Annotated in this window: 29 protein-coding genes; 1 reads left to right on the top strand and 28 read right to left on the bottom strand. The window is 61.9% G+C overall.

All coding sequences use genetic code 11. The annotated features are described in order from the left end of the window. Positions 1–110: 110 nt before the first annotated feature. Positions 111–2027 (top strand): BglG family transcription antiterminator, encoded by a 1917-nt coding sequence (locus AC1C2M_RS00470; RefSeq protein WP_495434895.1) that lies wholly within the window; start codon positions 111–113, stop codon positions 2025–2027. Positions 2028–2029: 2 nt separating this feature from the next. Here the strand turns inward: AC1C2M_RS00470 and AC1C2M_RS00465 are convergent, their stop codons facing one another. From AC1C2M_RS00465 to rpsL, 28 genes are all read right to left on the bottom strand, one after another. Beyond that, positions 2030–2908 carry an aminodeoxychorismate lyase gene (locus AC1C2M_RS00465; RefSeq protein WP_495434894.1) on the bottom strand — a complete coding sequence of 293 codons (879 nt, stop codon included), beginning with the start codon at positions 2906–2908 and terminating at the stop codon, positions 2030–2032. 28 nt (positions 2909–2936) lie between these two features. Then, on the bottom strand, positions 2937–3764 hold the full coding sequence (map, locus tag AC1C2M_RS00460; protein WP_495434892.1) for a type I methionyl aminopeptidase: 828 nt from the start codon (positions 3762–3764) through the stop codon (positions 2937–2939). A 40-nt stretch (positions 3765–3804) separates the two neighbouring features. Next, positions 3805–4392, bottom strand: a complete 588-nt coding sequence (locus AC1C2M_RS00455) for an adenylate kinase (protein WP_495434891.1) — start codon at positions 4390–4392, stop codon at positions 3805–3807. Beyond that, positions 4389–5711, bottom strand: coding sequence for a preprotein translocase subunit SecY (gene secY / locus AC1C2M_RS00450; protein ID WP_483404880.1), 1323 nt, complete (start codon positions 5709–5711; stop codon positions 4389–4391). The genes AC1C2M_RS00455 and secY overlap by 4 nt, the downstream gene beginning before the upstream one ends. 160 nt (positions 5712–5871) lie before the next feature. Beyond that, positions 5872–6540 (bottom strand): 50S ribosomal protein L15, encoded by a 669-nt coding sequence (gene rplO / locus AC1C2M_RS00445; protein ID WP_483404881.1) that lies wholly within the window; start codon positions 6538–6540, stop codon positions 5872–5874. Next, positions 6540–6722 (bottom strand): 50S ribosomal protein L30, encoded by a 183-nt coding sequence (gene rpmD, locus AC1C2M_RS00440; protein ID WP_108391763.1) that lies wholly within the window; start codon positions 6720–6722, stop codon positions 6540–6542. Before rpmD ends, rplO begins: the two co-directional genes overlap by 1 nt. Next, positions 6722–7438, bottom strand: a complete 717-nt coding sequence (gene rpsE, locus AC1C2M_RS00435; protein WP_416046393.1) for a 30S ribosomal protein S5 — start codon at positions 7436–7438, stop codon at positions 6722–6724. Before rpsE ends, rpmD begins: the two co-directional genes overlap by 1 nt. Continuing rightward, the gene (rplR, locus tag AC1C2M_RS00430; RefSeq protein ID WP_495434890.1) at positions 7435–7794 is read right to left on the bottom strand and encodes a 50S ribosomal protein L18; all 360 of its coding nucleotides are present in this window, start codon (positions 7792–7794) and stop codon (positions 7435–7437) included. The genes rpsE and rplR overlap by 4 nt, the downstream gene beginning before the upstream one ends. 2 nt (positions 7795–7796) lie before the next feature. Continuing rightward, positions 7797–8333 carry a 50S ribosomal protein L6 gene (gene rplF / locus AC1C2M_RS00425; protein WP_108391765.1) on the bottom strand — a complete coding sequence of 179 codons (537 nt, stop codon included), beginning with the start codon at positions 8331–8333 and terminating at the stop codon, positions 7797–7799. 6 nt (positions 8334–8339) lie between these two features. After that, a complete protein-coding gene (gene rpsH, locus AC1C2M_RS00420) occupies positions 8340–8738 on the bottom strand; it encodes a 30S ribosomal protein S8 (protein WP_483404882.1) in 399 nt (132 codons plus the stop codon). A gap of 225 nt (positions 8739–8963) precedes the next feature. Further along, on the bottom strand, positions 8964–9551 hold the full coding sequence (gene rplE, locus AC1C2M_RS00415; protein ID WP_108391767.1) for a 50S ribosomal protein L5: 588 nt from the start codon (positions 9549–9551) through the stop codon (positions 8964–8966). Then, positions 9551–9910: a 50S ribosomal protein L24 gene (gene rplX, locus AC1C2M_RS00410; RefSeq protein WP_108391768.1), complete on the bottom strand. Its 360-nt coding sequence runs from the start codon at positions 9908–9910 to the stop codon at positions 9551–9553. The genes rplE and rplX overlap by 1 nt, the downstream gene beginning before the upstream one ends. Positions 9911–9912: 2 nt before the next feature. After that, positions 9913–10281, bottom strand: a complete 369-nt coding sequence (gene rplN / locus AC1C2M_RS00405; protein WP_108391769.1) for a 50S ribosomal protein L14 — start codon at positions 10279–10281, stop codon at positions 9913–9915. A 34-nt stretch (positions 10282–10315) separates the two neighbouring features. After that, entirely contained in the window at positions 10316–10621 is a 306-nt protein-coding gene (gene rpsQ / locus AC1C2M_RS00400; RefSeq protein WP_108391770.1) for a 30S ribosomal protein S17, read from the bottom strand. Beyond that, positions 10621–10947: a 50S ribosomal protein L29 gene (gene rpmC / locus AC1C2M_RS00395; RefSeq protein WP_483404883.1), complete on the bottom strand. Its 327-nt coding sequence runs from the start codon at positions 10945–10947 to the stop codon at positions 10621–10623. Before rpmC ends, rpsQ begins: the two co-directional genes overlap by 1 nt. Continuing rightward, positions 10947–11366, bottom strand: coding sequence for a 50S ribosomal protein L16 (rplP, locus tag AC1C2M_RS00390; protein ID WP_108391772.1), 420 nt, complete (start codon positions 11364–11366; stop codon positions 10947–10949). Before rplP ends, rpmC begins: the two co-directional genes overlap by 1 nt. Before the next feature lie 2 nt (positions 11367–11368). Continuing rightward, positions 11369–12124: a 30S ribosomal protein S3 gene (rpsC, locus tag AC1C2M_RS00385; protein ID WP_108391773.1), complete on the bottom strand. Its 756-nt coding sequence runs from the start codon at positions 12122–12124 to the stop codon at positions 11369–11371. Then, on the bottom strand, positions 12124–12489 hold the full coding sequence (gene rplV, locus AC1C2M_RS00380; protein WP_108391774.1) for a 50S ribosomal protein L22: 366 nt from the start codon (positions 12487–12489) through the stop codon (positions 12124–12126). Before rplV ends, rpsC begins: the two co-directional genes overlap by 1 nt. A 25-nt stretch (positions 12490–12514) precedes the next feature. Beyond that, on the bottom strand, positions 12515–12796 hold the full coding sequence (gene rpsS, locus AC1C2M_RS00375) for a 30S ribosomal protein S19 (protein WP_108391775.1): 282 nt from the start codon (positions 12794–12796) through the stop codon (positions 12515–12517). A gap of 12 nt (positions 12797–12808) precedes the next feature. Then, positions 12809–13648 (bottom strand): 50S ribosomal protein L2, encoded by an 840-nt coding sequence (gene rplB, locus AC1C2M_RS00370; protein WP_416279217.1) that lies wholly within the window; start codon positions 13646–13648, stop codon positions 12809–12811. A gap of 18 nt (positions 13649–13666) precedes the next feature. After that, positions 13667–13966: a 50S ribosomal protein L23 gene (gene rplW / locus AC1C2M_RS00365; RefSeq protein ID WP_108391777.1), complete on the bottom strand. Its 300-nt coding sequence runs from the start codon at positions 13964–13966 to the stop codon at positions 13667–13669. Positions 13967–13968: 2 nt separating this feature from the next. Then, positions 13969–14667: a 50S ribosomal protein L4 gene (rplD, locus tag AC1C2M_RS00360; protein WP_483404884.1), complete on the bottom strand. Its 699-nt coding sequence runs from the start codon at positions 14665–14667 to the stop codon at positions 13969–13971. A 4-nt stretch (positions 14668–14671) separates the two neighbouring features. Continuing rightward, positions 14672–15328, bottom strand: coding sequence for a 50S ribosomal protein L3 (gene rplC, locus AC1C2M_RS00355; protein ID WP_108391779.1), 657 nt, complete (start codon positions 15326–15328; stop codon positions 14672–14674). A gap of 8 nt (positions 15329–15336) precedes the next feature. Next, positions 15337–15645 (bottom strand): 30S ribosomal protein S10, encoded by a 309-nt coding sequence (rpsJ, locus tag AC1C2M_RS00350; protein WP_022895514.1) that lies wholly within the window; start codon positions 15643–15645, stop codon positions 15337–15339. Between the two features lie 674 nt (positions 15646–16319). Then, on the bottom strand, positions 16320–17513 hold the full coding sequence (gene tuf, locus AC1C2M_RS00345; protein ID WP_483404885.1) for an elongation factor Tu: 1194 nt from the start codon (positions 17511–17513) through the stop codon (positions 16320–16322). 126 nt (positions 17514–17639) lie between these two features. After that, the gene (fusA, locus tag AC1C2M_RS00340) at positions 17640–19754 is read right to left on the bottom strand and encodes an elongation factor G (RefSeq protein WP_483404886.1); all 2115 of its coding nucleotides are present in this window, start codon (positions 19752–19754) and stop codon (positions 17640–17642) included. Between the two features lie 84 nt (positions 19755–19838). Further along, positions 19839–20309, bottom strand: coding sequence for a 30S ribosomal protein S7 (gene rpsG / locus AC1C2M_RS00335; RefSeq protein WP_108391782.1), 471 nt, complete (start codon positions 20307–20309; stop codon positions 19839–19841). After that, on the bottom strand, positions 20309–20683 hold the full coding sequence (gene rpsL, locus AC1C2M_RS00330; RefSeq protein ID WP_108391783.1) for a 30S ribosomal protein S12: 375 nt from the start codon (positions 20681–20683) through the stop codon (positions 20309–20311). The genes rpsG and rpsL overlap by 1 nt, the downstream gene beginning before the upstream one ends. Positions 20684–20689 lie beyond the last annotated feature (6 nt).

Below are 20689 nucleotides of genomic sequence, written 5' to 3'. Positions count from 1 at the left end.
AACCCCGAGCGGCTTCCGGGCGTGAAATCGACGAACGAGGCCCACTCGAGGGTAACGTTGACTGGAGTCGGGACCGGCCATCGCGGACTCGGGTTCGACAGGAGCTGCACGTGACACGCGAGAAACAAGACCGCATCGCCTGGTATCTCGCGCGCGCCGACACCTGGGTCACCGCCGCCGAACTGGCAGACGCGCTCGGCGTGACCACGCGCAGCGTGCGGAATTACGTGACCGCGCTCAAGGACCGGGCTGCCGGGCTCGACCTCATCACGGGCGGGCCGCAGGGCTACCGGATTTCCCTCGACGCCTGGGCGGCGTTCAGGCAGGGTGCGCTCGAGTCGCAGACTGAGACGCCCCGTGCCCGGCTGTACTCCATCGTGCGCCGTCTCGTCGACAGCCCTGACGGACTCGATGTCTTTGAACTCGCGTCAGCGCTGTTCGTCTCGGAGTCCACCATCGAAGCCGACCTGTCGCGCGTCCGTCTGCTGCTCTCCGAAGCGGAGCTGACGCTCGTCAGGTCCGGGAGCACGGTGATGCTCCGTGGCAGCGAACTGGCGAGGCGCCGGTTGCTCAGCCGCATGTTCCGCGACGAGACCGAACGCGGGCTGATTGAACTCGAGGCGATCCAGCGTGAATTCTCGGCACACAATCTCAGCGAGTTCAAGACCGACCTGCTCGCCATGCTCACCGACCTCGGCTATCTCCTCAACGACTACGGCATCGACAATGTTCTCCTGCACATCGCGATCGCCGTCGACAGGGTATCGAAGGACCAGCGGGTCCAGGAGGGGGCGCCTCAGCCCGCCGAGGCATCCACCGAACTGACCGAGAGACTTGGCGCTCTCATCGAGGCATCCCTCGGCACCAGGCTCGGCGCTACCGATGTCGAGTACCTCGCGTATCTCCTCGCGACAAGGGGGGTCCAGGCGACAGACGCGGTCGACGGCACTGCCGCGCACCCCGGATACCTTGATTCGTCCGACCTCGAGACCGTGCGCTCGATCGTGCTCTCCGCCGGAAACGAGTATCTCGTCGACCTCAGCGATGAGGATTTCATCACCAGGCTTACCCTGCACGTCCAGAACCTGCTTCGCCGTGCGCAGGAGCACTCCTACTCCCGCAACCCGCTCGCCCGGAGCATCAAGACCTCGTACCCGATGATCTACGAACTGGCCGTGTTCATCGCGAGCCGGCTGCAGCGCCAGGGATCCATCGAAATCAACGACGACGAGATCGCCTACATCGCCATGCACGTTGGCGCCCACCTTCAGCAGCAGGTCAGGCGGGACGAGTTGATGCGCTGCGTCATCGTCTGCCCGAACTACTACGACATGCACCTCATGCTTCGCGATCGGGTCATGATCCTCCTCGGCGACACGCTCGAGGTGGTCAAGGTCATCACCCGGAGTGACGTCGCGTGGAACGAACTCGACGCAGACATCGTGCTCACGACCATCGAGCCCCCTGTGCCGTCCGACTCGATCCTCACCGTTCAGCCGTTCTTCACCGATGCCGATGCCGACCGGGTGCGCCAGGCGATCGCGAGGCTCAAGCGGGTCCGCCGCAGGGCACTGATCAAGGACGACGTGCTGCGGTACTTCGACGGCGCACTCTTTCTCCGCAACGTTCAGGCCAGTGACGAAGAGTCCATGATCCGCACCCTCGGCGGGCTCATGCGCGACCGCGGCATCATCGACGACAGCTATATCGAAGGCGCCATCGAGCGAGAACGGATGTCATCGACCGCCTTCACCGATTCGCTGGCCGTTCCGCACGCCATGGCGATGACGGCAACCACGACGTCGATAGCTATTGCCGTGAACGAGTCCAGCATGCCGTGGGGCGACAGCCGGGTGAACGTCGTCGCGCTCATCGCGTTCAGCGAGGCAGGACGCGCGAGCTTCCAGACGGTGTTCGATCAGTTCGTCGAGGTCTTCTCCGACCGGGAGGACGTCCAGCGCATCATCCGCAAATCCACAGACTTTGCCGCGTTCATCGACGAACTCGTCCGCACCATGGATTCCTAGCCTCAGGCAAGCAACGCCGAGTTCAGCTGTCTGGTCAACTCGCGATCGGTGGGGATCGGCGTGCCGTCCACCTCAGTGACCGGCACAGCGAGGCGGACGCTCGACACGAGCCAGACAGCATCCGACCGAACCAATTCGGCTACGTCGACTGTTCGGTACACGCACTCGAAGCCTTGACCCGCGAGGTGATCGAAAAGCTCGGCCTGCGTGGTCCCCGCCAGGATGCCGAATTGGATCGTCGGGGTGACTATGGTGTTTCCCTGCCGGACGAGCAACGTCGACGTCGGTCCTTCCAGCGCGAAGCCGTCTGTTGACGTGAACACGACATCGTCTGCACCACGACGCTGTGCTTCGCGAATGGCAGCCATGTTGATGGCGTACGACAGGGTCTTGGCCCCCACCAGCAGCCACGGGCTGGTCTCGCCAACGTCGTTGGCGTAGCCGCGGCTGAGGGTGACAATCCTGACCCCGTTCTCGCGTTCGGGAAAGTCACGGGTGATGGCGGTCGCTGTGGCCCAGCACGTCGGACCGGCCGACTCCGTCCCGCGGGTGATGGTGAGTCGGATGGACGCCTGTCCCCCGGCGGGGAGTGCGTCCAGCAGCTCGGCGATGGCCCGGCGCCACTGGTCGTGGTTCGGCTCGGGCAAGTCGAGCTTCTGAGCGGATGCCGTCAGCCTGGCGAGGTGGGCGTCGATACCGCGCGCGCGACCGTCGTGCGCTCCGAGCGTCTCGAACACCCCGTCGCCGCGCGCAGCGGCGGCGTCGAATGCGGTGAGAATCGGCTCGTCTTCGGCCGCAAACGTCAGCGAGGCGCTGAGTTCAGCGGCCGTGGCAACCCGGTCCTCCGGGAGCGGATCGATCAGCAGCACGAGTCGAGTCATGCCATCGACACTAGCCGCAGAATCGGTCTCAGGCGATGGGAGTTGGAGTCACGCCGAATGGAGCGAGGCCGGCTGCTCCCCCGTCCTCCGCGGTCAGCACCCAGATTCCGTCCTTGTGGACCGCGACGCTGTGCTCCCAGTGGGCGGCGGCGAGGCCATCATCGGTGGCGACGGTCCAGTCGTCATCGCGCGTGTGGGTGTCACTGCTTCCGAGTACGACCATCGGCTCGATGGCGACCACCAGTCCCGGTTTCACCTCTGGGCCCTTCTGACGAACCCGGTAGTTGAACACGGGGGGCGCTTCGTGCATCGAGCGTCCGATTCCGTGCCCGACATAGTCGGTGAGGATGCCGTAGCTTCCGTGCTTCTCGACGTACTCCTGGACCGCTTCACCCACCTCGTTGAGGTGACGCGCGCGGGCAAGCCGCGCGATGCCAGCCCAGAGGGAACCCTCGGTGACGTCGGAGAGCTTCTGACGCTCTGCGACGAGCTCAGGACGCGACGGGTCCGGCAGGACGACGCTGATCGCCGCGTCACCATTCCAGCCGTGCAGGATGGCACCGCTGTCCACCGAGAGGATGTCTCCCGGCTCGAGGCGACGCCCGCCCGGGATCCCGTGCACTACTTCCTCGTTGACCGAGGCACAGATCGTGTGGTTGTAGCCCGGCTCGAGCTTGAAGTTCGGCTGACCGCCAAGGGCGATGATCGCGGCTTCAGCAGCCGCGTCGACCTCGAGTGTGGTTCGACCGACAGCGATTGCCTGCCGCGCTGCGGCGAGCGATGCGGCGGTCGCGAGTCCCGGCTCCACCATGAGGCGAAGCTGGGCAGGGGTTTTGTAGATGGACTTGCGCAGCATGGTGTGTCTGGGATTCCTGGTTGGTGCTCGGGCGAGCTGGTCAGACGGCAACCGCGATGCCACGCGCAGCGAGGGCATCCCGGACGCGCCTGGCGACCTCGTCGACTGGTCCGAGGCCGTCGACATCGATCACGAGGCCTCGGTCCGCGTATGCGGCGATCACGGGCTCGGTCTGGTCGTGGTAGACATCCTGGCGGTGCCGGATGACGTCTTCGGTGTCATCGGCGCGTCCCTGCTCTGTCGCCCGCTTGAGCAGGCGGGCGACGACCTCGTCCGGGTCGGCGACCAGGCGCACGACGGCGTCGAGCTCTGAACCGGTTTCGGCGAGGATCGAGTCGAGCTCGTGAACCTGGTCGACGGTACGTGGGTAGCCGTCGAGCAGGAATCCCTCGTTCGCGTCGTCCTGGTGAAGCCGATCACGGACGATCTCGTTGGTGAGCGAGTCCGGCACGTACGAACCGCTCGACACGATCTCCTGGATTTTCATCCCGAGCTCGGTCCCGTCCTTGATGTTCGCCCGGAAGATATCGCCGGTCGAGATCGCCGGGATCCCGAACGTCTCGGCGATGATGGCGGCCTGGGTTCCTTTTCCTGCGCCGGGAGGACCGACGATCAAGAGGCGGGTCATCGGAGAAGTCCTTCGTAGTGACGCTGTTGCAGCTGTGAATCGATTTGTTTGACGGTTTCGAGCCCGACACCGACGATGATGAGGATCGACGCGCCACCGAACGGGAAGTTGGCGTTTGCGCCAACCAGCGCGAGGGCGACCAGCGGGATGAGTGCCACGAGGCCGAGGTACACCGACCCTGGCAGCGTCACGCGGGTGAGCACGTAGTCGAGGTACTCGGCGGTGGGACGTCCCGCGCGGATACCGGGGATGAAGCCGCCATACTTCTTCATGTTGTCTGCCACTTCCTCCGGGTTGAAGGTAATAGCGACGTAGAAATAGGTGAAGCCGACGATGAGCAGGAAGTACAGGGCCATGTACAGCGGGTGGTCGCCCTGCACGAGGTAGTTCGTCACCCAGGTGACCCACGCGGCCGGCTCTTCGCCAGCGGCTGGCGTGTTGAACTGGGCGATCAGTGCGGGCAGGTACAGGAGCGACGATGCAAAGATCACCGGCACGACACCGGCCATGTTGACCTTGATCGGGATGTAGGTGTTGTTGCCACCGTAGGTGCGGCGTCCCACCATCCGCTTCGCGTACTGAACAGGGATGCGTCTCTGCGACTGTTCAACGAACACGACGAGCATCATGATCACGATTCCGACGGCGAGGACAAGCAGGAACGTCTCGAAGCCCTTCGCAGCCCAGATCGACCCGAGCGAGCTGGGGAAGGTTGCAGCGATGGAGGTGAAGATCAACAGCGACATTCCGTTGCCGATCCCGCGCTCGGTGATCATTTCACCGAACCACATGATGAGCCCCGTACCAGCCGTCATGGTGATGACCATGAGAAGAACGGCGTACCAGGTGTCGTTGGTCAGCAGCTGGCTGCACTCGGCGCTCGCGTTCGTGCCGAACAGCGCGCCTGACCTCGCGACAGTGATGAGCGTCGTCGACTGCAGGATGCCGAGGAAGATGGTGAGGTACCTGGTGTACTGGGTCAGCTTGCCCTGGCCGGACTGGCCCTCTTTGTGGAGCGTCTCGAAGTGCGGGATCACAACGCGCAGCAACTGCACGATGATCGACGCCGTGATGTACGGCATGATCCCGAGCGCGAAGATCGAGAGCTGGAGCAGGGCTCCGCCGGAGAAGAGATTGACGAGTTCGTAGAGGCCGGAGGTCCCCTGGTTCTGCGCCAGGCAGGCCTGGACGTTGCCGAAGTCGACGAACGGTGCTGGAACGAATGAACCAAGGCGATACAGGGCGATGATGCCCAGTGTGAACCCGATCTTCCGTCGAAGGTCTGGAGTGCGGAAGATCCGCGCAACGGCGCTAAACAAAAAAGGCCTCCTGGTTTTCGAGCCGAAGAATTCGGCTCTTAGTGCCGGTTGATGGCCCCGTATCGAACAGGCCCGGCAATCGAATCTACTCGATTACCGGGCCTGTCGAACAATCGGTGACCTGCTCATTAGTGTGAGCGCTCGACCGGCGTCTTTTGTTTTACTTTACAGAGCCGCCAGCAGCAACGATCTTCTGCTCAGCTGATCCGGAGACCTTGTCTACCGAAATGTTCAGCTTCACGTCGATGTCGCCGTTTCCGAGGACCTTGACCTTCTCGTTCTTGCGAACGGCGCCCTTGGCGACGAGGTCGGCAACTGTGACGTCGCCGCCCTTCGGGTAGAGCTCAGCGAGACGCTCAAGGTTGACAACCTGGTACTCGACGCGGAACGGGTTCTTGAACCCGCGCAGCTTCGGAGCACGCATGTGCAGTGGCAGCTGGCCACCGGCAAAGCCGGGACGAACCGAGTAACGAGCCTTCGTACCCTTGGTTCCACGGCCAGCAGTCTTACCCTTGGAGCCTTCACCACGGCCAACGCGCTGGCGGTCCTTCTTCGATCCCTCAGCGGGACGAAGGTGGTGGACCTTGAGCACCTGCGGGCGAGGAGCGGACTCCTCCGCCTTCTTCGCGGGGGCCTTCCGAGCAGGAGCCTTCGCCACGGGGGCGTCAGCAGCTACGGTCTCGGCCTTGGCGGAAGCCGCCTTCGCAGGCGCCTTCTTCGCTGGAGCCTTCTTGGCAGCGGGCGCCTTTGCGTCAGCCGTCTTTACAGCGGCCTTCTTCGCGGGAGCCTTCTTGGCGGTCTCCTCGGTGACATCTTTCTTGTCAGCCATTAGTCGATCTCCTCAACCTTGACGAGGTGAGCAACAGTGTTGACGTAGCCACGGTTCTGCGAGTTGTCCTCACGGACAACAACAGCACCGATACGCTTCAGTCCCAGGCTGCGCAGTGTGTCGCGCTGGTTCTGCTTCTCACTAATTTTGGATTTGATCTGCGTGATTCGCAATGAAGCCATTACGCACCTACCTTTGCGGCTGCCTTGGCAGCGGCCTGGGCCTCGACCTGCAGCAGCTTGGCAGGAGCAATCTCGGAGTACTCCTTGCCACGGCGTGCGGCAACGGCGCGAGGCTCTTCGAGCATCTTCAACGCGGTAACTGTCGCGTGAACGATGTTGATGGTGTTCGACGAACCGAGCGACTTGCTGAGAACGTCGTGGATGCCTGCGCACTCGAGGACGGCGCGGACGGGACCACCGGCGATAACACCGGTACCCGCAGCAGCCGGACGCAGGAGAACAACACCTGCGGCTGCCTCACCCTGGACGGGGTGCGGGATGGTCGAGCCGACGCGGGGAACGCGGAAGAAGTTCTTCTTCGCTTCCTCGACGCCCTTGGAGATGGCGAGAGGCACTTCGCGAGCCTTGCCGTAGCCGACGCCGACCATTCCGTTGCCGTCTCCGACGACGACGAGAGCGGTGAAGCTGAAGCGACGACCACCCTTGACGACCTTGGAGACACGGTTGATGGTGACGACGCGCTCGAGGAACTGGTTCTTGTCAGCGTCGCGGCTGTTACGCTCGCGGCCCTGGTTACGCTCGCCACGACCGCCACGGCGGCTGTCGCGAGCATCGGTGCGACCCGAGCTCTCGGTACCAGCTGCGGTTTCGACCGGCTTTTCGACGGCTGGCAGCTCAGCAGCAGCTGCAACCTCGGTCTTCTGTACATCACTCACAGGTTCAACCCACCCTCTCGAGCACCCTCGGCGATAGCCGCGACGCGACCCGCGTAACGGTTGCCACCGCGGTCAAAAACGACTTCTTCGATGCCGGCGCTCTTCGCACGCTCTGCAACGAGCTCGCCGACCTTCTTGGCCTTTGCGGTCTTGTCACCGTCAAAGGTACGGAGGTCAGTTTCGAGGGTCGATGCCGACGCGAGGGTGAAGCCCCTGCTGTCGTCGACGACCTGCACGAATACGTGACGAGCCGAACGGGTCACAACGAGACGCGGTCGAGCCGCTGTTCCCGCGATCTTCTTACGGAGGCGCGCGTGACGACGGTCACGCGCAGCCGACTTGGACTTTACGGCCATGGTTACTTACCAGCCTTTCCGGCCTTGCGGCGAACAATCTCGCCGGCGTAACGCACACCCTTGCCCTTGTACGGCTCAGGCTTGCGAATCTTACGAATGTTGGCAGCAGCCTCGCCGACGGCCTGCTTGTCGATACCAGACACCGTGAGCTTGTTGTTGCCCTCAACGGTGAGCGTGATGCCGGCAGGCGGGTCGATCAGGACCGGGTGCGAGAAGCCGAGAGCGAACTCAACAGAGCCGCCCTTCTGTGCAACGCGGTAACCGGTTCCGACAACCTCAAGGCCCTTGGTGTAGCCCTGGGTGACGCCGACGATCTGGTTGCTGATGAGTGTGCGGGTGAGTCCGTGGAGCGAACGTGATTCACGCTCGTCGTCGGGGCGAGTGACCAGAACCTGGCCATCCTCAACCTTGACCTCGATGGGGCTGGCGACGTTCAGCGCGAGCTCACCCTTCGGGCCCTGGACGGTGACGGCTGAGCCGTCGACCGATACGGTGACCCCTGCGGGGATCTCAATGGGAAGTCTTCCAATACGCGACATATCTGGCTACCACACGTAAGCGAGAATTTCTCCGCCTACGCCCTTCTTCTCAGCCTGACGGTCTGTAAGCAGACCAGAGGAGGTGGACAGGATGGCGACGCCGAGGCCGCCGAGAACCTTGGGGATCTCCGTCGACTTTGCGTACACGCGGAGGCCTGGCTTCGAGACACGCTTGATGCCCACGATGGAGCGCTCGCGGTTCGGGCCGAACTTGAGGTTCAGCGTCAGGGTCTGTCCGACGCGTGCGTCAGAAACTTCCCATCCGGAGATGTAGCCCTCAGAGGTGAGGATCTCCGCGATGTGGCTCTTGAGCTTCGAGTGCGGCATGGACACGGTGTCGTGGTGCGCCGAGTTCGCGTTGCGCAGTCTGGTCAGCATGTCTGCGACCGGATCTGTCATTGTCATGTGTTATTTCCTTCGGTTCACCAGGTTTCGTTCACCCGTTACACGAATGACGACCTGTGGTGGTTAGGGGAGAAACGGATGCTCCGCCCCCCTGATCTCCACGCTCGAGTGCGCCGAACACCGATTTGTCGAACAAATTGGTGCCGGCGCAACCGTGCGAGAGAAATCTTCAGTTGTGAGCAACCGCAGTGCGGGCCGGCTGCAAGCAACCGACCCACTCTACAGTTACTTTGCGCTGTCTGTTGACGTGAAGGGGAATCCGAGCGCCTTGAGGAGCGCGCGACCCTGCTCGTCGGACTTCGCCGTTGTAACAACGGTGATGTCCATTCCGCGTACGCGGTCGATCTTGTCCTGGTCGATTTCGTGGAACATCGACTGCTCGGTCAGACCGAACGTGTAGTTGCCGGTGCCATCGAACTGCTTCGGGCTGAGGCCGCGGAAGTCGCGGATACGCGGGAGAGCGAGGCTCAGCAGGCGGTCCAGGAACTCCCACATGCGGTCCCCACGAAGCGTGACGTGGGCACCGATGGGCTGACCTTCGCGCAGCTTGAACTGTGCGATGGACTTGCGGGCCTTGGTGACCTGTGGCTTCTGACCGGTGATCTTGGTCAGGTCGGCAACAGCGCCATCGATGATCTTTCCATCGCGGGCTGCCTCACCGACACCCATGTTCACGACGATCTTGGTGAGCGTCGGAATCTGGTGCACGTTGGTCAGGCCGAGTTCCTTGAGCAGCTGCTCCTGGATCTCTGCCTTGTACTTTTCCTTGAGGCGGGGCTGGATTTTGCCAGCCGCCACTGCCGTGTCAGTCATTAGAGGTCCTTACCTGACTTCTTGGCGTAACGAACACGGACCGTCTTGGTGACGCCGTTCTTCGTTACTTGCTCGTTGCGGTGTCCGACTCGCGTCGGCTTCTTGGTCTCGGGGTCAACGAGAGCCACATTCGAGATGTGGATCGGAGCCTCGTGGGTCTCGACGCCACCGGTCTTCGTTCCGCGCTGGGTCTGACCCTGGCGGACGTGCTTGGTGACGTAGTTGACGCCCTCAACGATGACGCGGTTCTTCTCGACCAGGACCTGGATGACACGACCCTGCTTGCCGCGTGAACCGCCGCGAGCCTGGGTTGCGCCAGAGATGACCTGGACGAGGTCGCCCTTTTTGATCTTCGCCATGACTAAATAACCTCCGGTGCCAGCGAGACGATCTTCATGAACTTCTTGTCGCGAAGCTCGCGACCGACCGGTCCGAAGATACGGGTACCGCGGGGGTCGCCGTCGTTCTTCAAAATCACTGCTGCGTTCTCATCGAACTTGATGTAGGAGCCGTCCTGACGACGGACCTCCTTCTTGGTGCGAACGATGACCGCCTTGACGACGTCACCCTTCTTGACGTTTCCGCCGGGGATTGCGTCCTTGACGGTCGCAACGATGGTGTCGCCGAGGCTGGCGTAACGCCGACCGGATCCGCCGAGAACACGAATGGTGAGAAGCTCCTTGGCGCCGGTGTTGTCGGCAACCTTGACTCTGGATTCCTGCTGAAGCATTTTCTAACTCCTTCTGACAAGCAAGCCCGGGGGCTTACTTGGCCTTCTCGAGGATCTCGACCAGGCGCCAGCGCTTTGTGGCGCTGAGCGGACGGGTCTCGCTGATCAGAACGAGGTCACCGATGCCGGCGCCGTTGAGCTCGTCGTGCACCTTCCTCTTGGAGGTGCGGCGGATGACCTTGCCGTAAAGCGGGTGCTTTACGCGGTCTTCGACCTCAACCGTGATGGTCTTGTCCATGCGGTCGCTGATGACGTATCCACGTGCCGTCTTGCGGTAGCCACGAACAACGGCCTCAGCCTCGGTCGAGGGTGCTGCGCCCTTAGCGTCAGACTTAGCCATTACTTGGCCTCCTCAGTCTCGGTTTCGGGTGCCGCTTCAACGGCATCCTTCTTCTTGGTCTTCTTCGCAGCCTTGACCGGAGCCTCGACCTCAACCGGAACCGGGGTGGCCCGGATTCCGAGCTCGCGCTCACGGATGACCGTGTAGATGCGAGCGATGTCGCGCTTCACGGCGCGCAGGCGGCCGTGGGTTTCGAGCTGGCCGGTGGCCGACTGGAAGCGCAGGTTGAACAGCTCTTCCTTGGCCTTGCGCAGCTCGTCGACAAGACGTTCGTCTTCAAATGTGTCGAGCTCAACGGGGGTGAGCTCCTTGGAACCGATCGCCATTATGCGTCGCCCTCCTCGCGCTTGATGATGCGTGCCTTGAGAGGCAGCTTGTGGATTGCACGGGTCAGTGCCTCGCGGGCGAGTGTCTCGGGGACACCAGCAACCTCGAAGAGCACACGGCCGGGCTTGACGTTCGCGACCCACCACTCGGGCGAACCCTTACCGGAACCCATGCGGGTTTCAGCAGGCTTCTTGGTGAGCGGACGGTCGGGGTAGATGTTGATCCAGACCTTTCCACCACGCTTGATGTGACGCGTCATCGCGATTCGAGCGGACTCGATCTGACGGTTGGTCACATAAGCGGGGGTGAGGGCCTGAATGCCGTACTCGCCGAAGCTGACAACGGTTCCACCGGTGGCCTGGCCAGTGCGGTGTGGACGGTGCTGCTTGCGGTGCTTGACACGACGTGGAATAAGCATGATTAAGCCGTAGCCCCTTCTGCAACCGGAGCGTCCGCACGAGGTGCACGACGCGGACGGTCACTGCGCTCCGGGCGGCTCGACTTAGCGTTTGCCTGCTCGCGAGCGAGTTCCTTGTTGGTGATGTCGCCCTTGTAGATCCAGACCTTCACGCCGATGCGGCCGAAGGTGGTCTTTGCCTCGTAGAAGCCGTAGTCGATGTTCGCGCGGAGCGTGTGCAGTGGCACACGGCCTTCGCGGTAGAACTCCGAACGGCTCATCTCGGCGCCGCCGAGGCGGCCGGAGACCTGGATGCGAACACCCTTGACAGTCGAGACGCGCTGGGCGCCCTGCAGTCCCTTACGCATTGCGCGGCGGAATGCCACACGTGCGGAGAGCTGCTCGGCGATGCCCTGTGCAACCAGCTGAGCGTCAGCCTCGGGGTTCTTGACCTCGAGGATGTTCAGCTGGATCTGCTTGCCAGTGAGCTTCTCGAGGTCTGTGCGAATCCGCTCAGCCTCGGCGCCACGGCGACCGATCACAATGCCCGGACGGGCGGTGTGGATGTCGACGCGGACACGGTCACGGGTGCGCTCGATCTCGATGCGCGAAACACCGGCGCGGTCAAGCGAGGTGCCGAGCAGTCGACGGATCTTGACGTCTTCAGCAACGTAGTCGCTGTAACGCTGGCCAGGCTTGGTGCTGTCGGAAAACCAGCGCGACACGTGGTCGGTGGTGATGCCGAGGCGGAAGCCGTATGGATTTACTTTCTGACCCATTACTTCGTACCCTCCTCAGGAGTGGCGAGCACAACAGTGATGTGGCTGGTGCGCTTCAGAATCTGGAATGCCCGGCCCTGTGCACGCGGCTGGAAGCGCTTGAGGGTCGTGCCCTCATCAACGAATGCCTTGGCAATGTACAGGTCCTGCTCGTCGAGGAACTGGTTGTCCTTGTCTGCCTTGACGCGAGCGTTCGCGATGGCAGAAGCAACCAGCTTGTAGACGGGCTCTGATGCACCCTGCGGTGCGAACTTCAGAATGGCCAAGGCCTCAGTGGCCTGCTTTCCGCGGATCATGTTGACGACGCGGCGGGCCTTCATGGGGGTGACGCGGATGTGACGCACTCGTGCGACTGACTCCACCATTTCTCTCCTCCTTTTCGTCACCGCGTTAGCGGCGACGACCCTTCTTGTCATCCTTCACGTGTCCACGGAAGGTGCGGGTGGGTGCAAACTCGCCGAGCTTGTGCCCGACCATCGACTCGGTGATGAACACCGGGATGTGCTTGCGACCGTCGTGCACCGCGATGGTGTGCCCAAGCATGTTGGGGACAATCATCGAACGGCGCGACCAGGTCTTGATGACGTTTTTACTGTTGGCCTCGTTCGCGCGAACCACCTTGCGGAGCAGGTGGTCATCAACGAAGGGGCCCTTCTTAAGACTGCGTGGCATCTTCTACAACTCCTACTTACGCTTCTTGGTGGCGGTACGGCGACGAACGATGAGCTTGTCGCTTTCCTTGTTCGGGTGGCGGGTGCGGCCTTCTTTCTGACCCCACGGGCTGACCGGGTGACGTCCACCGGAGGTCTTGCCCTCACCACCACCGTGCGGGTGGTCGACCGGGTTCATGGCGACACCACGCACTGTCGGGCGGATGCCCTTCCAGCGGCTACGGCCGGCCTTACCCCAGTTGATGTTCGACTGCTCGGCATTGCCGACCTCGCCGATGGTTGCGCGGCAGCGCGCGTCGACGTTGCGGATTTCACCGGACGGCAGGCGGAGCTGCGCGTACGGGCCATCCTTGGCGACGAGTCGAACCGATGCGCCTGCTGAGCGAGCCATCTTGGCGCCTCCACCCGGACGCAATTCGATTGCGTGGATGACGGTACCCGTTGGGATGTTCTTCAGCGGCAGGTTGTTGCCCGGCTTGATGTCAGCGCTTGCGCCCGACTCAACAACGTCGCCCTGTGCGAGCTTGTTGGGAGCGAGAATGTAGCGCTTGGTGCCGTCAACGTAGTGCAGGAGCGCGATGCGCGCCGTGCGGTTGGGGTCGTACTCGATGTGAGCGACGCGGGCGTTGACGCCGTCTTTATCGTTACGACGGAAGTCGATAACGCGGTACTGGCGCTTGTGGCCACCACCGATGTGACGGGTCGTGATGCGGCCCTGGTTGTTGCGACCACCGGTCTTGGAGAGGGGACGCAGAAGCGACTTCTCCGGGGTCGAGCGGGTGATTTCAGCGAAATCAGCAACGCTCGATCCGCGACGACCAGGTGTCGTGGGCTTGTATTTGCGAATAGCCATAGTTTTTCCTTACGCCCCTTAGCCGACAGCCGTGAAGATGTCGATGGAACCGGACTTGAGCGTCACGATCGCGCGCTTGGTGTCCTTGCGCTTGCCCATACCGAACTTGGTACGACGAGTCTTGCCGGTGCGGTTCAGTGTGTTGACACTTGCGACCTCGACCTTGAAGATCTTCTCGATCGCGAGCTTGATCTCGGTCTTGTTCGAACGCGGGTCGACAACGAAGGTGTACTTACCCTCGTCGATCAGGCCGTAGCTCTTCTCGGAGACCACCGGCGAGATGATGATGTCGCGCGGGTCCTTGTGAATGTTGGACATGACTAGGCCTCCTCAGTGACGTCAGCAGACGAAGCAACAGCCTTGACCGACTTGCCCTTGACCGGACCGGCGACAAAAGCGTCGAACGCGGCCTTGGTGAAGATGATGTCGTCCGAGACGAGAACGTCGTACGCGTTCAGCTGGTCGTAGTTGATGACGTGAACGGTTGGGATGTTGCGGACAGCCTTGTAGCTGAGCACGTCGTCACGCTCGAGAACGATGAGGACGTTCTCCGAGTTCGCAACCTGTGCCAGGTACTCGGTGGTTGCCTTGGTGACACGTTCCTCGGCGACGATGAAGCTCTCCACGACGTGGATACGCTCACCGCGTGCGCGGTCGGACAGTGCGCCACGGAGGGCAGCAGCAATCATCTTCTTGGGGGTGCGCTGCGAGTAGTCGCGGGGCACTGGTCCGTGAACGATTCCACCACCACGCATCTGAGGGGCGCGGATCGAGCCCTGACGAGCGCGACCTGTTCCCTTCTGCTTGAACGGCTTACGGCCTGCACCGGAAACTTCACCACGACGCTTGGTCTTGTGGGTTCCCTGGCGGGCTGCAGCAAGCTGTGCCACAACGACCTGGTGGATGAGCGGGATGTTGGTCTGGACGTCGAACACCTCTGCGGGAAGATCGACCGTTCCGGTCTTCTTGCCCTTGGTGTCGAGAACGTCGACCGTAGCGATCCGAGTTGCGTCAGTCATAGGACTACGCTCCCTTCACTGCGTTGCGGACGAAAACGATGCGGCCACGAGCGCCGGGAACGGCACCCTTGACGAGCAGCAGGCCCTTCTCGGTGTCGACCGAGTGGACGTGGAGGTTCAGCACGGTGACGCGCTCTCCACCCATGCGACCCGCCATGCGCATGCCCTTGAAGACACGGCTCGGGGTCGACGAAGCACCGATTGAACCGGGCTTGCGGTGGTTGCGGTGTGCACCGTGAGATGCGGAAACACCCTTGAAGTTGTGGCGCTTCATGACACCGGCGAAGCCCTTACCCTTGCTGGTTCCGACGACGTCGACCTTCTGGCCGGCCTCGAAGGTGCCTTCAACGGTGAGTTCCTGGCCGAGCGCGTAGTCGGATGCGTCAGCGGTGCGGACCTCGGTGACGTGACGGCGAGGCGTGACGCCTGCCTTGTCGAAGTGTCCGGCGTCCGGCTTGTTCACCTTGCGCGGGTCGATCTGGCCGTAGGCGATCTGAACCGCGTTGTAGCCGTCAACCTCTGGCGTGCGAATCTGCGTCACAACGTTTGGGGTGATCTCGATAACGGTCACGGGAACGAGCTTGTTGTTCTCGTCCCAGACCTGAGTCATGCCAAGCTTCTTGCCGAGCAGACCCTTGCTGGTCTTGTTCTGCGTAGACATGCGTTCCCTTAGAGCTTGATCTCGATGTTGACGTCGGCAGGCAGGTCGAGTCGCATAAGCGAGTCGACGGCCTTCGGCGTCGGGTCAATGATGTCGATCAGACGCTTGTGGGTGCGCATTTCGAAGTGCTCCCGGCTGTCCTTGTACTTGTGAGGAGAACGGATGACAGCCACCACGTTCTTCTCGGTCGGAAGCGGCACTGGGCCGACAACCGTCGCACCCGCGCGGGTTACTGTGTCGACGATCTTGCGCGCCGAGGTGTCAATGACCTCGTGGTCGTATGACTTAAGTCGAATGCGGATCTTCTGTCCCGCCATGTTTGACTCACTCTCTGTCTTGCGTCTTACGAATTGCTTCGCATTGGACGCGCTTCTTAGCGTTTTGCAACGCTGGGCACCACTTGCTGTCGCACCACTATTTTTCTGTCAAGTCTTTGCCGGCCCCCGCCCCTGGCTCAAGCCGAACGCACAGGTGTACTGACGTTCTGGCCGATGCCAATGTTGGGGGTTGTCGACCAAGTCGATGTTCTGCTGCCCGCGGCCTAGCTCTACTCTCAAAGTGAGGGTGATCTATGCACTACCTGGCAGTGATTCCGGCGCAAAGCACGGAAATGTTGAACTAGACGAGTCTGACAGATTCGATCCCGTTATGCAACCCGGGCGTGTCGCGTTGGGCGTGGCGGAATTCCAGCGCCCGCGCCTCCCTGCGATGCGCAACCGTCAGCCGCACTCCCCCAGCCGACGGCCCCTTGAGGGGGGTGGGGCCGCCGGTGGACGTGACCGAGGGGATTCTGTCACGGTTGGGTCCACTGTAGCCAAACATGATGAATCGTCATATCCCCCACGCGGCAATGGCTCACCCCAGTACGGGTGACCAGACGGCCATTCGGATCCACCGGGCAGTGCACGCGGACCGGCCATTCGCGGCAACACAAAAGGGGGCCGGACCCGAGGGGCCCGACCCCCTTCAGGGAATCGTCAGTAGTGAAAAACTACTTGATGATCTTGGTGACGGTACCAGCACCGACGGTGCGGCCACCCTCACGGATTGCGTAGCCGAGGCCCTCTTCCATGGCGATGGGCTGGATCAGCTCAACGGTCATTTCGGTGGTGTCGCCAGGCATGACCATCTCGGTGCCCTCTGGCAGCGTGATGACGCCGGTGACGTCCGTGGTGCGGAAGTAGAACTGCGGGCGGTAGTTCGCGTAGAACGGGTTGTGACGTCCACCCTCTTCCTTGGAAAGGATGTAGGCGGTGCCCTCGAAGTTGGTGTGAGGGGTAACCGAACCCGGCTTCACAACAACCTGTCCACGCTCAACGTCTTCGCGCTTGGTGCCACGAAGAAGAAGACCACAGTTCTCGCCGGCCCATGCCTCGTCGAGCTGCTTGTGGAACATTTCGATACCCGTGACGATGGTCTTCTGCGTCGGGCGGATGCCAACGATTTCGACCTCGGAGTTCAGGGCAAGGGTTCCACGCTCGGCGCGGCCCGTGACAACGGTTCCACGACCGGTGATCGTGAAGACGTCCTCGATCGGCATCAGGAACGGCTTGTCCTTGTCGCGCACCGGGTCAGGAATGTGCGAGTCAGCAGCTTCCATGAGCTCGAGAACCGAGTTGACCCACTTCTCGTCACCCTCGAGAGCCTTGAGGCCCGAAACGCGGATAACGGGAGCGTCGTCGCCGGGGAAGCCCTGGCTCGAGAGAAGCTCGCGGACCTCGAGCTCGACGAGCTCAAGGATTTCTTCGTCGTCAACCATGTCGGACTTGTTCAGTGCGACCATGAGGTACGGAACGCCGACCTGCTTCGCGAGCAGAACGTGCTCACGCGTCTGGGCCATCGGGCCGTCGGTTGCTGCAACCACGAGGATTGCGCCGTCCATCTGGGCAGCACCGGTGATCATGTTCTTGATGTAGTCGGCGTGGCCGGGTGCATCAACGTGAGCGTAGTGACGGTTGGGCGTCTCGTACTCGACGTGCGAAATGTTGATCGTGATACCGCGCTGGCGCTCTTCGGGAGCGGAGTCGATCGACGCGAAGTCGCGCTGAACGTTCGTTGCCGAAGGGAACTTGTCAGCAAGCACCTTGGAGATGGCAGCGGTAAGCGTGGTCTTGCCGTGGTCGACGTGACCGATCGTACCGATGTTTACGTGCGGCTTGGTCCGCTCGAACTTGGCCTTAGCCACTATGGTCCTCCTCAGGACTGATGTAGCGACGCCGGGCACTGGATTGCAACCGGTTTACTACGGGGGTTTGTGTTTTTTATGTTACTAGGTCGCGGCTGGGGATATGCCTCCCCAGCCGCAGGGCGATTACTCGCCCTTGCTCTTCTGGATGATCTCCTCGGCGACAGCCTTCGGGACCTCCGCGTAGCTCTCGAATGCCATCGAGTACACGGCACGACCGGAGGTTTTGCTCCTCAGGTCACCGATGTAGCCGAACATTTCAGAGAGCGGGACTTTGGCGGTGATGACCTTTACGCCTGCTGCGTCTTCCATTGCCTGGATCTGGCCGCGGCGTGAGTTGATGTCACCGATGACGTCGCCCATGTACTCCTCGGGAGTGCGCACCTCGACGGCCATGAGCGGCTCAAGAAGAACCGGGTCAGCCTTGCGTGCGGCTTCCTTGAAGCCCATGGAACCCGCGATCTTGAACGCCATTTCTGACGAGTCAACATCGTGAGCCGCGCCGTCAAGCAGGATTGCCTTGACGCCGACGAGCGGGTACCCGGCAAGGATACCGACCTGAAGCGCATCCTGGAAACCAGCATCGATGGAAGGGATGTATTCGCGAGGGATACGTCCACCGGTGACCTTGTTGTCGAACTCGTAGGTCTGGTCAGCGGTGATCTCGAGCGGCTCGAGGCCGAACTGGATCTTCGCGAACTGGCCGGAGCCACCGGTCTGCTTCTTGTGCGTGTAGTCGTGCTTCGGAACCGCGCGGCGGATCGTCTCGCGGTAGGCGACCTGGGGCTTGCCCACGTTTGCCTCAACCTTGAATTCACGCTTCATGCGGTCAACAAGGATGTCGAGGTGAAGCTCGCCCATTCCGTGAATAACGGTCTGGCCGGTCTCCTGGTTCTGCTCAACGCGGAACGTCGGGTCTTCCTCGGCAAGCTTCTGGATAGCTGTTCCCAGCTTCTCCTGGTCCTGCTTCGTCTTCGGCTCGATTGCGACCGAGATGACGGGCTCAGGGAAGGTCATCGACTCGAGCACGACCTGGTTGTTCGGGTCGCACAGGGTGTCACCGGTTGTGGTGTCCTTGAGGCCGATAACCGCGTAGATGTGACCTGCGGTCACGAAGTCCACGGGGTTTTCCTTGTTGGCGTGCATCTGGAAGATCTTGCCGATGCGCTCCTTCTTGCCCTTGGTCGAGTTGATGACCTGGGCACCGGAGTCCAGGCGACCCGAGTACACGCGAATGTACGTGAGGCGACCGAAGAACGGGTGAACAGCAACCTTGAAGGCGAGAGCAGCGAACGGCTCAGCAGCGTCCGGGTGGCGAAGGATGATCTTCTCTTCGTCGCGCGGGTCGCGAGCCTCGGTTGCCGGCACGTCGAGCGGGTTCGGCAGGTAGTCGATGACAGCGTCGAGCATCGGCTGGACGCCGCGGTTCTTGAACGCCGAGCCACAGAGGACCGGGTAGATCTCGCTGTTGACGGTGAGCTTGCGGATCGCGCCCTTGATCTCGGCAACGGTCAGCTCTTCGCCACCGAAGTACTTCTCGAGCAGCGCGTCATCGGTCTCGGCAACGGTCTCGAGGAGGAGCTTGCGGTACTCAGCAGCCTTCTCAACGAGGTCAGCGGGGATCTCTTCGATGGCGTACTTGGCGCCCATCTCGACGTCACCCTTGCTGTCGCCACGCCACGTGAGCGCGCGCATTTCAACGAGGTCGACGACGCCCTCGAAGTCGCTCTCAGCGCCGATGGGCAGCTGGATCACGAGGGGCTTTGCGCCGAGGCGCTTGATGATGGTGTCCACCGTGAAGTAGAAGTCTGCACCGAGCTTGTCCATCTTGTTGACGAAGCAAATGCGCGGAACGTCGTACTTGTCGGCCTGGCGCCAGACGGTCTCGGACTGGGGCTCAACGCCCTCCTTGCCGTCGAACACCGCGACAGCACCGTCGAGGACGCGGAGCGAACGCTCCACCTCGACCGTGAAGTCGACGTGGCCGGGGGTGTCGATGATGTTGATCTGGTTGTCACCCCAGAAACAGGTGGTAGCTGCAGAGGTGATCGTGATGCCACGCTCCTGCTCCTGCTCCATCCAGTCCATCGTGGATGCACCGTCGTGCGTCTCACCGATCTTGTGGTTGACGCCCGTGTAGAACAGGATGCGCTCAGTAGTTGTGGTTTTACCAGCATCAATGTGGGCCATGATGCCAATGTTGCGGACCTTGTTCAGGTCGGTGAGCACGTCAAGTGCCACTGGGTTCCTCCAGGAAGTTTGGTGAGATGAGGGTGAACAGGCGGGCGGATGCCCCAGCACAGGTGCCGGGGCATCCTGCCGCTACTACCAGCGGTAGTGAGCGAATGCCTTGTTCGACTCGGCCATCTTGTGCGTGTCTTCGCGGCGCTTGACCGCGGCACCGAGGCCGTTTGATGCGTCGAGAATCTCGTTCATGAGACGCTCTGTCATTGTCTTTTCGCGACGACCCTTTGCGTAGCTGGTGAGCCAGCGGAGAGCGAGGGTGTTTGCGCGGTGCGGCTTGACTTCGATCGGCACCTGGTAGGTCGATCCACCGACACGGCGTGACCGGACCTCGAGGGTCGGACGAACGTTGTCGAGCGCCTTCTTCAGTGTGACGACGGCGTCCTGGCCGTTCTTTGCCGAAACGCCTTCGAGCGCGGTGTAAACAATGCGCTCTGCGAGGCCCTTCTTGCCGTCAACAAGAATCTTGTTGACGAGCTGGCTGACGATCGGTGCGCCGTAGACGGGGTCTGCGACGACGGGGCGCTTTGGTGCTGGTCCCTTACGAGGCATTACTTCTTCTCCATCTTTGCGCCGTAGCGGCTGCGAGCCTGCTTGCGGTTCTTCACGGCCTGCGTGTCAAGTGCGCCACGGATGATCTTGTAACGGACACCAGGAAGGTCCTTCACACGTCCACCACGAACCAGGACCATCGAGTGCTCCTGGAGGTTGTGGCCTTCACCTGGGATGTAGGCGGTGACCTCGGTGCCGTTGGAGAGCTTCACACGAGCGACCTTGCGCATCGCCGAGTTCGGCTTCTTCGGGGTTGTGGTGTACACACGGGTGCAAACGCCACGCTGCTGGGGGTTGGCCTTAAGAGCGGGAGCCTTGGTCTTGGTGACCTTCGGCGTGCGACCCTTACGGACCAACTGCTGAATAGTTGGCACTACTTC

The organism is Mycetocola sp. Y444 (genome assembly GCF_059445295.1).
This window is presented reverse-complemented; position numbering and strand designations above follow the sequence as displayed.